The following is a 12,220-nucleotide window of genomic DNA, read 5'->3' as shown; positions in this document are numbered from 1 at the left end:
CGGATACAGCTGTATACAGAGTATAACAAGTATCGATTATATTATAATATTTTATAGTTCCCAATATGAATACGGTTGTAGGATCTACTGAAAAGGATTTATACAGCCTAGTGTATTTGCTATATTATGGTAATGAATCACAGCAACATTTTCATCAAGGAATGCCAGATATTTGGAATATTCATGGTTCTGTTGTTTCTCATCACTTCTTCTTATTTGGGTAATAATGCGTTTGCTCAAACAACATGGGAAACTTTCAAAGAGAAGGATGGACTTTATTCATTGCAAATTCCATCTAACTGGATACCACAAAAGGTACTAGAACAAGATAAAATAGCCCCAATACAAGGTAATTTTGTTTATTTTCCTGAAGATGAAGACTCTTTTGCATGGTTGGATGTGATGGCGAATGTATCTCTATACTATGACCCAGCAGATTTCTTACAAGGTATTACCTCGTATTATCAGTCCTCCGAGGACTATAAGCTATTGGAACCTTCGGAATGTCTGCGGTACATGTTGAACAAGATACAGGCATGTTCTATAGTACAATCACTCAGAATTGGGGATGAAAAACCAAGAAATATACTTGATATCTATACCATTGATTCAAATGAAATTGGATATCTTGTAACATATGTAGCATCAGAAGATCTATATGATAAATTTCTACCCGTAGCTAAATATATGATTAGTACATTAACATTTGATACAGATAAGGTAGCCTCTACTTTAGGTATAGAGCCAAGCGGTTCTTCTGCCTCCAATCAACAACAATTATCTCCATCATCTAACAATAATTCTTCTAATGCAACGATAATTCCCGATTCGGAATTGCCAGAAATTCCAACCAATTAATTTTTCTTTTTATTAAATTATCAATACTAGCCGGACCGAATTGAATGAACATTCAAAGGTTAAACTTTACCTTTCTATTAGTTGCATAAAAAAATATCAATTAATTTTTTATTTTTAAAAACATTCAAAAAACTTGCTATGCATATCTTGGATAGCCCTAAAGAAATAAAAAAGATAGGGATTGAATGGATTGTAGCTGATGGGGATATATGATTGTCACAAACTCCACATAACTGGATGAGGTGAGATCATACGGGGGACAAAGTTAGGACTTCTGTTGTCTCTGACAAGAATAATATCTTAATGGACGGGTTAGCAATACAACAAAAGTTCTTTAGTGAAACAAGAAAATAAAGTACGGACACAGTAGTTTTACAGCTAGCTTCTAACTCCATTGTTGGTTAATGGTAATGATTACCAACCTTGCATATTATTTTTGTATGAGAATTTTATAAATAAAATTATGATCCGAGCTCTTACAACTATTCTACTATCTACACTATTAATTAGTATAGTGCTAATTTATCCTACATCTCCTCAAGTATATTCGACTTTAGAGAATCAAAATCATGGTATAATTGACTCAAATCTGACATTACCAAATCGATGTACGGAACCATCTGGTATCCCTTAATTTTCATGTTATCCACCAGGATATTGTCCCGGGCCCGCTGACGAACCCGTTCCCTGTCCAGAATCTGAACCTAAGATCGAATCTTCAAACTGCAGGGACGGTGTAATCGGGATAGGACGATATCAGTCAGATCCTCGTGATGATCCCATGGGCATATGTCCATCAAGTGATCCTATCGAAGCCAATTTATCAAATATGGAGTAAATTCCAACGGGTTACTAGGTGCATATTTTTATCTATCAAAAAATTTTATCCATTTTGATTGATATTTCAATTATCCGTATTGAAACCTAAAAAAATTATATATGAGCAAGATAGAAATCTATGAAACTATACTTTTCAGTATGGATCTAGAATCTGAAATATAAGGGAAATCTAAAAAATGATATTTAGTAATTCGTTCATTTAGTTCTTAAATGCGGGCCATGTCACTATATTTATATTTTAATTAATTGGACGGAATTTCTATAAATTCTGTTACCGGAATTATTGTCGCATTTGATGTTTTGCTTCAAGATGTGAACAGGAATATTGAGTAGATTTTGAAGAAACAACAGCCACAATACCTAAAGTATATGCTCCTTTCTCAATATCAAATGTCATTATTAATATTCATACCAGCATAGGTATCGTTTGAAATGATAAATAAGGTATTTACTACTGATACCTTTGATTGTTAAGCCTTCGACTCAACCCCATTTCGGTATAGTTACAGATCAGTATCCCTTTTATCATGATTGCGGTAGAAGAATATTGACGTCATAAGGTGAATATAGTACTATGCTTCCAGTGTTTATAAACGGTTGTATCGATACTATTTTTTCAACTTTGGTTTCTTAAGATGTTTTTAAAACTATATTTCATAGGATTGCGCTCTAGAAGCCTACATGAGATAAAGATTTTATATTCAATGTTTGTTTGTAAACTTATGATGAAATCCATTTTAACACAGTCGATGTCAATCACGCCTTCTATCTTCTTCATCCAATCACTAATATTGAAACCATTTGCAGTTCTGCTTATGATTGTTTTTGCTACTGCTTTAATATTTTTTCCAACACAAGTCAATGCACAAAATTCAGGATCATCCTTACCTGATGGCTTTTCATTATTTGAAGATCCAGCTAGAGGCTACACGATAATTTATCCAAGCGATGCACAAAAAGAAGAAGTTCCTGTTGGTACCCATTTTAAGAATGAAAAGGATGGATGGAGTTTTGGGGTATTGGGGCCCTCTCCACTAGGTGATCAAACCTTGCAGCAACTAGTTAAGGAAATTGCAGACTTTGAGCGAGAATTAGGCTTTAATGTTCTGGATGATGACAAGGAGTTGCAGGTAGGTGGGTTGCCCGCACAAATGATGACCCGAGAAGATGATCTTGGTCAAAGATGGTGGAAAATTTGGGTTCAGGATGGAGCTGATTATTATGAACTTCAAATATTTGCGCCAAAAGATAGTTTTGAATCATATACGGATATGTTCTATACCATGCTGAAATCAATAAAATTCACTAACAATTAAGAATTAAGGGTGAGCCATCTTTTCTCTTCAACAATCATGACTTGATTGTCTTAGTATTCCGATAATATGTTACCGATTAGTGAGTTTCAATATATCCATCCATTGCAGGTTGATTAACGGCCATCGGATTGCATGATCATCTATAGAAAGTTCCTTTTGAGCGGGATCTCATTCCTTTAACTTCTCGGCCGATCTAGTGCGTCATCTACCCAACAAATTTCTGATGGCAACTCAATTGTTGTAAAATAATATATAATACGTGTTAATATTTGCTCATTAATTTTGTTACAATCAATTTGATTAATAAATTAATCAAATTTCTTTACCATTAGTAAGAAGAGTTAAGATAATGTTTATTAATGGGTTGCGCTTCCACTTATCACTTGATAATTATTCTGTTTATTTAATAACAATTATGGTTTTAGATTAGTGTCATCATCTATTATAGAGCCCATCATTAGTATTTTCATCCCCAGCCGATAAAAATAAGCAAGAAAAGCTCACTAAAAGAAAGCATATTCATAATCGAAATGTATTAAAATTGTGCAATAGCATTAGTCCGAATTAATTGATTCATCTTCCACAACCTTAGTTGAATAAATATGCATTCTATATGATCTTATGGGTATGTCTATTTGACTTGTAAAAAAATATACCTTTCATATTATTGGATCTTTTGCCAATAACTTAAAATGCAAGTTGGATAGAGCAAAATACACTATTTTGTAAATACTAAACAATGGAATAGTTTCAATAACTTTCCTTGTAATTAGTTGCCTGTTTTCGTATGTTCTGCTTCTTCCAAATCCTTTGCTAGTTTTCTCGGTTTTAAATAAAACGACCGATGAATTAAATAGAAGAGAATCAACTAAATGTGTAGATGTATATGGTAACCCCAATTTCTATGTTATCCCACTAAATATTGACCTCTAAACAGTAATTTTTTGTTCTGCAAGGGATTACTCATCGAAACTTTAACACCATTCTTTTAGTATGAGAAATTATCTTTCTATAAAGATATTCTCTATAAATAGATGAGGTTGCACGGCGGTTTCATAATCTACAGATTTGATGATAGCTTGCTCCTATCCTCGTAGATCCAATTCTCGAGATAGCCCCGCATTTCTTGTTAGAGACCTCTGACCAAAGAAAATGTTTTTTATTTAAGTATAGTTATTTCGAGAATCTTTCTTTGCTAGCACTATTTCCATTTGCAAACAATTCCCTACAATGAATATTATCAATAATATGATGGAGTTCCAAGCCATTTTGGTATTTGCTAATATTACCATCTTTAGGCGAAGCGCCCATCTATGGTATTAACTACATTATTAGCTCCCAAATGTTAGGGCATATTAAGATAGCATTAATAAATTTTGTAGAAAAGTTACATAATGGAAAATCATTGGATTTAATACCCATTTAATAAATTGAGTTTCTACATATTTGCTAAATCACCTTGGAATAGATTTATAATTTTGAAGGCAGAGTATTTGACCCGTACGCCTATCTAGCTGTCTGGTAGTTGTAGCAAATATCGATCCATGTCTTAATCATCTTCTCTAATAGTAAGACTAATAAAAATAACTAATGGTGTTCTCTTTTATAAAAAACTAAGCTAATAAACGCCATAATGACTAGGATGCCCACCCATGTTGTTGATAATATTCATTTTAGCACAAAAAGCCTAATTATCCATATCATAAAGAAAACTTTGCTATTATTACATCTAAGTCATATAGATCGTTGGTGTTTGGATTTGCGATAACAATATCAACGCTAGTGTAAGAAACCCTAAAAATACCGCCACTAGTGACAATACTTTCTTTATGCTTATTATCCCATGCTGTTTTGCAAATATTTATGTACCGCCAAAATTATTTTTGACCTATTAGAACCTGCCAATTCTTTTGCTTTTGGCATCATGTGATTTAACTGTGTATTAATTATTGTTATTTTATTCTTTACCTCAGGTCCACGAGGAGCGGCTTTAAGGAGTTTTTCATTATTCTGGATCGATTGAATTGCTTCAGGTCACAATGACTGGGCTCTTAAAATAAATCTTTTGTATTAGATAAGTAGTTTTGCATCAGAAGATATTTATTACATTAATGGGCTTGCATTTACCCGATAGATACTCTCAGTAGTACCGGTGAGTAAGGCTCAAATAGAAACATGAAAAGGATTGTTTTTAGATTCAATTGATTCATGTCTGTACCTAACTACTTGTGAAGGTTATTGATTGTAGCATTGTGTTGAACAAATCAATATATGGTGAGAATCTATCTTTTTGGGCATACACATGAATTTCATAGTAATCTTTGTCGTTTTGTATAAAAATTTTCCACCCTTTTAGGTCATCAAAAGAACTATCCATCATAATTGCAGGTGAACCATTTACTTCTAACTCTTTGGAATCATCTGCAAGATTACCAAAGCCAAATTCACTAAAGTCGTGGACATCATAGACAAATTCTTCCAAAGTTTTACCTTCTAAAGATAACGGTCCTGTAATTGAAAATTCCCATCCATCCCTTTCGCTCGTAAAAAGAATACGTTCATCGGCGTCTTCTTGTTGTGCATCACTTGGATAAATTATAGAGTAACCTCTAGCTGCATCCTCGAATAGTGAAAAACCTTCAGGCATACTAGAAGTAGAATTTTGCGCATTTACTTGTACTGGGAGAAAAGAAATAGTTGCAGCAATTACAAAGATAGTCAATAGTGTAATTTTTGTTTCTGCTAATGATTGTAATAGGTTTGACATTCTTATAAGACTCAAATGAATTATAATATAAAACTTTTATTAATGGTAATTGCAAAATTTTATAATCGATAATTCCTAGGAATTTGGTATGTTGATTTCATAATTGAAACTACAATCTAAAGAGTGAGTTTTTTTAATTTTTATGCGTAATTACAATCCGTCCAATACCCAAATAATAATAAGATTGAACTGATCTAAACAAAACTACTGGAATTCATATGAGGTAAGCTTGCATTTTACTATGATACCCTTGTTTAATTATGTTTATTTACAAATTAATTTGCACCATCAATATTAGAATATGATTAAATTAATTAATACTAGTCCTAGTTCCTCCCAAATAAGTATTGTGTCTTAGAGTATCATATTTTGTTTGATATAGACACTATCTACGAATAATGTATTTAATTCATCATCATCCATTCTATTCACCATTTTGTATACGGATGGAATAATTGCTCGGTCATTTAACTACATCAAAAGTCATCATCATAAATGAGTTAGAGATTATGTATATCTGTCACCATCATTGTAAGGCGATATATAGTCTGTATCCAAGATTTTCCGCCTCAAATGAATTATAACTGCAAATTTTTGATCTTGATTTACTATATTCCAAAAGGATACTAAAAGTAATAGTTTGTCTTTAGCATGTTTAGCCAAAAGATGTATAATTGATTTGGTCATTGAGAATGATTTGTATACAGATCTGGAAAATGAGCAGATTTCAAACTATGGATAATATTTTTTGAGGAATTGGTCAAACTAATGTACTGTAAATATTAAACACCATGTTGACTGCACACCTCATCCATGAAAGAGAGATCTATACCTAGAGAGGGAATAAATAAGCAAGGGGAGGTTATAGTCAAATCAAAGATGGATATCACCATAAGATTTCCATTTAGTATCTAGCACTGATTATACTATTCCTGAACTTCTCACATCTGATGTTACAACGGCCAAGTCTCTGAGAAACCTCTTTATCTATATATGTGATCATATCTATCTCTAGAAACATTAAAGAAAATATATTCAATGGTAGCTGACTATCGATTGTACGAAGAATCATAGTTGATTTAAACAGCAAATATGAACTTACTCGTACATCTCATATTCAGATACAAGAATACGCCCTTAGAATGGCAGAAACTAATTGATTTTATGAGTCAGCACCCCGTCAAGTGATCTACTCAAGGAGAGTAAAACTGCAAAGCTACGGGATGTCATCCATATGACCTTTCTCAAAAATAGACGAGGTATCCCAAAAGGAATGATAATATAGGTGCTATCGAGCTGTTCTCCGTTTAGATCCTACAACTAGTTTTTCATTATAACCGCAGGATGCCCAGAGTAAGTGCTAAATTGATGGTTAAGGATTTGATAGATTTTTAATATAATGCAATTTAATCTAGACAGGATAAAATTATGAGAATAGAATAGATTATCACCCAGTTTCAATTAAGTAGTGTGGAATAAAATTATAGATCGCCTCTTGTGCTATAAATGGAATAATGTAAATAAACACGTCGTTTTCACATTATATGTTGAAAAAGCATTTATATTATTATGGGATCTGCTAAATTGTGACAAACAGTCGCAAATATAAGTCTGTCTCTAGGTATGTTGTTCTATTAATCAGTATATTGACGATTTCTTTAATTCCAAACTATTCTCCAGCACAAGCTCAGTGGAAAACTTTTAATCAAGAGGACGGAATCTACTCCTTACAATTACCATCTAATTGGACACATGAAAAGATACCATCAAAAGATAATGAATTTTCATTTTTGTTTGACGACTCTTTTATCTATCCCTCCAAAGATAGTTCATATGCCAAGATGAACTTTTTTGGTGTCATAGATGCGGTGAATGAAGATTCTAAAGCAAGTGCAGAATTTTTCGCAGATATAATGAAGGACGAAGATGGATTTAAGGTCTTGAAGCCCATAGATTGTGAATCATTAACGATAAATAACACGCCAGCATGTACCGTAACAATAACTTTTAAGCCAGAAGGTGAGACTAACCAAAGAATCATTACCTTCACTACATTGATTGATCCTATGGGGAATGAATATTCAACTATGTTTATTGCTTCTGACGATTTGTTTAACAAGTATTTACCAATTGCTGAATACATGACTAAGACAATAAAGTTGGACTCCAAGTCCATTTTAGATAATCGTGGTGTAAGCAATTCAGATTCCTCTGACAACCCTTTCTCAGACAGCTCAGCAAGCAATTCAGATTCCTCTGACAACCCTTTCTCAGACAGCTCAGCAAGCAATTCAGATTCCTCTGACAACCCTTTCTCAGACAGCTCAGCAAGCAATTCAGATTCCTCTGACAACCCTTTCTCAGACAGCTCAGCAAGCAATTCAGATTCCTCTGACAACCCTTTCTCAGACAGCTCAGCAAGCAATTCAGATTCCTCTGACAACCCTTTCTCAGACAGCTCAGCAAGCAATTCAGATTCCTCTGACAACCCTTTCAGATGATAATTGTAGTGAATCTGAGCAAAGCTTAACAGCTTTTATTGTCCAATGGTAAATAAAAGCTGACAGGACCTAATTTGCTTACTACATTTTGATTGGGATTCAGGAAACAGTAGTACTATGAAGGCATATTAACCGTTAGAAACCAAAACGTAATAACTGATCTTAATCTAGTATTATATCTTGGCAATCATATATCAAAACATGAAAACAAATTGCTCAAGTACAAATATACTAGACCAGTTATTCTAAAATTTTTTTTGATAAATATAGCTTAACTTATCGATGAATCAATAGCTCAAAGATGCTCTTCCTAATATGTCTGTTAGAAGAAATATAATAGCTTCACAGTCGTTGGTAATTCAATTCCTAGATACATTAGATTCAGATCCGGACAGAAATAAAAGAAAGAAGGTGTTACCATGTCTCAAACTAACCTTTCTATTGGTAATCATTTATACAAAATTATTTTTTTTCGTACCATTCTTATATCAATAAGGCTTTTATATAAGAGTGGATTTGCTGATCTATGATTAGAGATTACAAATCTCGTGCACCCAGGATGAATACCTCTATTACTATTATGTTTGTCACAATAATGAGCCTGTCTGCATTGAAAACATCATCAATATCCTCAACCAAGTATTCCTTCTCGCGTAGAGAGGGGAAACCTTTTACAGATAAAGAGGGGCTCTATTTCTTACAAATACCTTCTAACTGGTCTGTATACATGGCATCCAAAAAATGCAGAATATTTCTAATAGATTATATGTCTATCAATTATCCTGAGAACCTGTATTCATTTGTGATTTTGGAAATACATGCTATAAAATTTCCTTTTTGTAGTCTCAAAAATTCACTTCAATTCATTATTACAACGTACTCGGATCAATCCAAATATAATTTGATCCAAACAAATGAGTATAATGCTTGCAAGATAAATAAACATGTCTGTTTATTTATCAAGACACACCGATGTGAAAATGTAATACAAAAGGATCAAATACCCGTTCCTCTAATAGATGGTAGTATTCTAGAATATGGTATATCTGTGCTGCTTCAAATGTTCTTAATGAGAGAGATCTTGCTAACAACGTATAAGATAGTTACAACGGATTTTAATAGGGGGAAAGTGACATCAACATCCGAACTTGGGTATTTGTCCATATACAACATATTAATAAATACATTTAGTCAAACAGATATAGATAACAATATCACTGAAAGTATTGATACTAGTAAAGTACCGACTCTTTATCAAACAGCGGCATACCATCTTCAGAGACAATCACAACTTAATAACCATTCTTATAAATATCATTCTGGCTAATGAAATGATAAACATCAACATGGTGTTTTTATCTATGAGAGAACCCTTTAATCGAGATTCACTTAAAGTATTTTTGGTAACCTTATTAAAATTTAAGTATTTCGCTGGAATAGTTATCTACCTTCTTGCATTATCTTTTTTTTTAATTTTGCCTACTTCTGTAAATATATCACATTCTCAAATAGAATCCTTTAACTGGATCAAAGAGAATAATATTCTATTTAGTATTGATTATCCTTCCACGTGGAAGAAAGAATATCCATCAAGCAGTTCTGTATGGCCATTTGAACAGCCGCTTGTAAGATTTAGTTACCAATATAATGATGGCTATAGTTTGGTACCCATCGTTGTTGATGTTGATATTTATAAATTAAATCCCGGAGTTAGTGTAGAGGATATTAAGGATTGGTTACGACAGAATAATAGTCCTTTTCTAACACAAAGAATGCATAGTTCAATAGTTACCATAACAAGCTATAACGCCGACCTGAAATATTCATCTTAAGTCCAAGGTTTTGAGAGCAAATATGTTGATTACTATATGAAAGGCAATAGGGAGTACCGCATTGCTCATGCATATTCTATTGCCAATAACGAACAAATGTATATGATAACTTATTATATTCCACAGATAAAAGTTCTCATTGATGGGCAGATAGTCCCCGATTGGTTTCAATTTTATTGGAATCATATATTAGTATCAATGGTAAATTCACTGTGTGTGACTAGTCAGGCAGATAAATGCGGAATGGATACTATATCTTCCCTCCAATCATCTACCTCTAACACATCAAATCAAACCTCGATATCAATAACTGATATGGCAGGTAATGTTACGGATAACTTATGTGAAGAACAGCAACCAGGTACGATACTTGATGAATCAACAGGCCAGTGTGTACCAATGTCTGAACCAGATGTACCGATAGTAAATGGCACTACAAACGATTGTGAAGATCCCGGTACTCTAATGGATGAGACAACAGGTATATGTGCACCTCCGCCACCATCCATTGCGACAGATACCTGTGAAGAACAGCAACCAGGTACGATACTTGATGAATCAACAGGCCAGTGTGTACCTACATCTGAGCTAGATATGCCTGTAACATCACCTGTAGTATGCGAGGATCCTTCAGCAATATTAGATGAATCAACAGGCCAGTGTGTACCAATGTCTGAACCAGATGTACCGATAATAAATGACACTGCAAACGATTGTGAAGATCCCGTACTCTAATGGATGAGACAACAGGTATATGTGCCCCACCTGAACCATCAATAACATCATCAACAGATGGTTGTGAAGAACAGCAACCAGGTACGATACTTGATGAATCAACAGGCCAGTGTGTACCTACATCAGAGTTAGAGCCTCTTACTGTACCATCAACAGATGACTTGAATAGTTCAAGCACTGATAATAATTCTTCATCTGACGTAGGTCCACCAGTATTAGAAGAAGGAGAAGAAGGAGAAGGCCCAAGAGAACAAGGATTAGAACCATCATTTTCTGCTGAACCCTTGATGGAAAGTGTTGAACCTCTATCACAGTCACAGACACTGTCACCGTCATCATTATCCGAAAATACTAGTACAGTAGAAGATAACCAAATTAACTACGATAATGAGTTGTTTGGAAATGAATCGATTTCTTTTGATAGCAATTCTATTCAAGATCCTCTAGCATTAAGTGAAGATAGCAATAATAGCATTGAAGGTGATATGTTGTGTGATTCTAGTAGTCAGTCAATAGAATCATGTAGTGTTTCTTCAACTCAGGAAGGAATAGTTGAAGAGGACCCGTCGGCTTTAACAATTCCTAATAATACATCATCTACTGGTTTAGATATTATGAATGAACCTTCGTATGATAATAGCACTGTTACTGACTATGAGTCTAAATCTTCAGAATGTCCTATAGGAACAACACTGTCTGACTGGGGAGTTTGCGTCCGTTGATACAGGATATTTCCAATGAATTCTGGCTAAACTGGAATTAAGTCCTTCTGATAGGAGGGCATTAGTTCCTTGGATATATTTGGTGCGAGATTTTGCTTCTTTTTTGGATCTATAACAACCGAAAGCAGGATGTACTCCAACCCAAATTTAATCAAAGTTTCATTAATTATATGTTCATCATTCTCTTTCTTTTTAATTTTTAATTTAGAGGATGATATTTTCTAATATACCTTATTAGTTCAGGATAGTGAGTAGTAATCACGTTTTAACTAAAATTGAACTGCAACCAAGACAACGAATTGCTACATATATTGGTAAATTATGCGGTACTTGCAGTCACTATTATGACTTTAATTTATAACCTTAATGATTATTCTGCTATTTTTCCCAATGCCGTTCATCCATTCAATAAATACCCAATAAATCGAAATCTATCCTAAGGCTACTAATAAGGTTAAAACAGCCCTAAATGGTTTTAAGGTGTAGAATGAATTGTAATTGAATCAGGTTACAATCGTAAATTCAATACCTTTTGAGTAAAATAGTTTACATTACTTTTCTAAAAAAGATGATTTATCTACCATCACCATCTGATCAATAGCAAAGCTAATACTACTTCCATCTAATAGAATCATAATTTGTTTATGCA

10 protein-coding genes are annotated in these 12,220 nt (G+C 33.5%); 7 read left to right on the top strand and 3 right to left on the bottom strand.

Features of this window, described 5'->3' with window-relative positions:
• The first annotated feature begins 132 nt into the window (after positions 1–132).
• Both AB0A59_RS10000 and AB0A59_RS09995 read left to right on the top strand, forming a co-directional pair.
• Positions 133–858 (top strand): hypothetical protein, encoded by a 726-nt coding sequence (locus tag AB0A59_RS10000; RefSeq protein ID WP_458743448.1) that lies wholly within the window; start codon positions 133–135, stop codon positions 856–858.
• A gap of 1,562 nt (positions 859–2,420) precedes the next feature.
• The gene (locus AB0A59_RS09995; protein WP_458743446.1) at positions 2,421–3,014 is read left to right on the top strand and encodes a hypothetical protein; all 594 of its coding nucleotides are present in this window, start codon (positions 2,421–2,423) and stop codon (positions 3,012–3,014) included.
• A gap of 1,173 nt (positions 3,015–4,187) precedes the next feature.
• Here AB0A59_RS09995 and AB0A59_RS09990 read toward each other — a convergent pair.
• The 3 genes from AB0A59_RS09990 to AB0A59_RS09980 all read right to left on the bottom strand — a co-directional run bounded on the left by AB0A59_RS09990 (position 4,188) and on the right by AB0A59_RS09980 (position 6,468).
• Entirely contained in the window at positions 4,188–4,325 is a 138-nt protein-coding gene (locus AB0A59_RS09990; RefSeq protein WP_458743444.1) for a hypothetical protein, read from the bottom strand.
• A gap of 907 nt (positions 4,326–5,232) precedes the next feature.
• On the bottom strand, positions 5,233–5,781 hold the full coding sequence (locus tag AB0A59_RS09985; RefSeq protein WP_458743442.1) for a hypothetical protein: 549 nt from the start codon (positions 5,779–5,781) through the stop codon (positions 5,233–5,235).
• Positions 5,782–6,288: 507 nt separating this feature from the next.
• Entirely contained in the window at positions 6,289–6,468 is a 180-nt protein-coding gene (locus tag AB0A59_RS09980) for a hypothetical protein (protein ID WP_458743441.1), read from the bottom strand.
• A gap of 959 nt (positions 6,469–7,427) precedes the next feature.
• Between AB0A59_RS09980 and AB0A59_RS09975 the strand changes: the two genes are divergently transcribed.
• The 5 genes from AB0A59_RS09975 to AB0A59_RS09955 all read left to right on the top strand — a co-directional run bounded on the left by AB0A59_RS09975 (position 7,428) and on the right by AB0A59_RS09955 (position 11,571).
• Entirely contained in the window at positions 7,428–8,282 is an 855-nt protein-coding gene (locus AB0A59_RS09975) for a hypothetical protein (RefSeq protein WP_458743439.1), read from the top strand.
• 526 nt (positions 8,283–8,808) lie between these two features.
• Positions 8,809–9,609, top strand: a complete 801-nt coding sequence (locus AB0A59_RS09970) for a hypothetical protein (protein ID WP_458743438.1) — start codon at positions 8,809–8,811, stop codon at positions 9,607–9,609.
• A gap of 34 nt (positions 9,610–9,643) precedes the next feature.
• Positions 9,644–10,114 (top strand): hypothetical protein, encoded by a 471-nt coding sequence (locus AB0A59_RS09965; protein ID WP_458743437.1) that lies wholly within the window; start codon positions 9,644–9,646, stop codon positions 10,112–10,114.
• Between the two features lie 36 nt (positions 10,115–10,150).
• Positions 10,151–10,849 (top strand): hypothetical protein, encoded by a 699-nt coding sequence (locus AB0A59_RS09960; RefSeq protein ID WP_458743436.1) that lies wholly within the window; start codon positions 10,151–10,153, stop codon positions 10,847–10,849.
• Positions 10,849–11,571 (top strand): hypothetical protein, encoded by a 723-nt coding sequence (locus tag AB0A59_RS09955; RefSeq protein ID WP_458743435.1) that lies wholly within the window; start codon positions 10,849–10,851, stop codon positions 11,569–11,571. The genes AB0A59_RS09960 and AB0A59_RS09955 overlap by 1 nt, the downstream gene beginning before the upstream one ends.
• The last annotated feature ends 649 nt before the right edge of the window (positions 11,572–12,220 follow it).

The organism is Candidatus Nitrosocosmicus sp. T (assembly GCF_054408485.1).
Note: the sequence above shows the minus strand (reverse complement) of the source record. Positions and strands in the feature narration are given on the sequence as shown.

What these genes read in the sequence shown, in the direction of transcription:
- AB0A59_RS10000 (WP_458743448.1), top strand. Translation starts at nt 133, where the DNA reads ATGAATCACAGCAACATTTTCATCAAGGAATGCCAGATATTTGGAATA.
- AB0A59_RS09995 (WP_458743446.1), top strand. Translation starts at nt 2,421, where the DNA reads ATGATGAAATCCATTTTAACACAGTCGATGTCAATCACGCCTTCTATC.
- AB0A59_RS09990 (WP_458743444.1), bottom strand. Translation starts at nt 4,325, where the DNA reads ATGGGCGCTTCGCCTAAAGATGGTAATATTAGCAAATACCAAAATGGC.
- AB0A59_RS09985 (WP_458743442.1), bottom strand. Translation starts at nt 5,781, where the DNA reads ATGTCAAACCTATTACAATCATTAGCAGAAACAAAAATTACACTATTG.
- AB0A59_RS09980 (WP_458743441.1), bottom strand. Translation starts at nt 6,468, where the DNA reads ATGACCAAATCAATTATACATCTTTTGGCTAAACATGCTAAAGACAAA.
- AB0A59_RS09970 (WP_458743438.1), top strand. Translation starts at nt 8,809, where the DNA reads ATGATTAGAGATTACAAATCTCGTGCACCCAGGATGAATACCTCTATT.
- AB0A59_RS09965 (WP_458743437.1), top strand. Translation starts at nt 9,644, where the DNA reads ATGAGAGAACCCTTTAATCGAGATTCACTTAAAGTATTTTTGGTAACC.
- AB0A59_RS09960 (WP_458743436.1), top strand. Translation starts at nt 10,151, where the DNA reads ATGAAAGGCAATAGGGAGTACCGCATTGCTCATGCATATTCTATTGCC.
- AB0A59_RS09955 (WP_458743435.1), top strand. Translation starts at nt 10,849, where the DNA reads ATGGATGAGACAACAGGTATATGTGCCCCACCTGAACCATCAATAACA.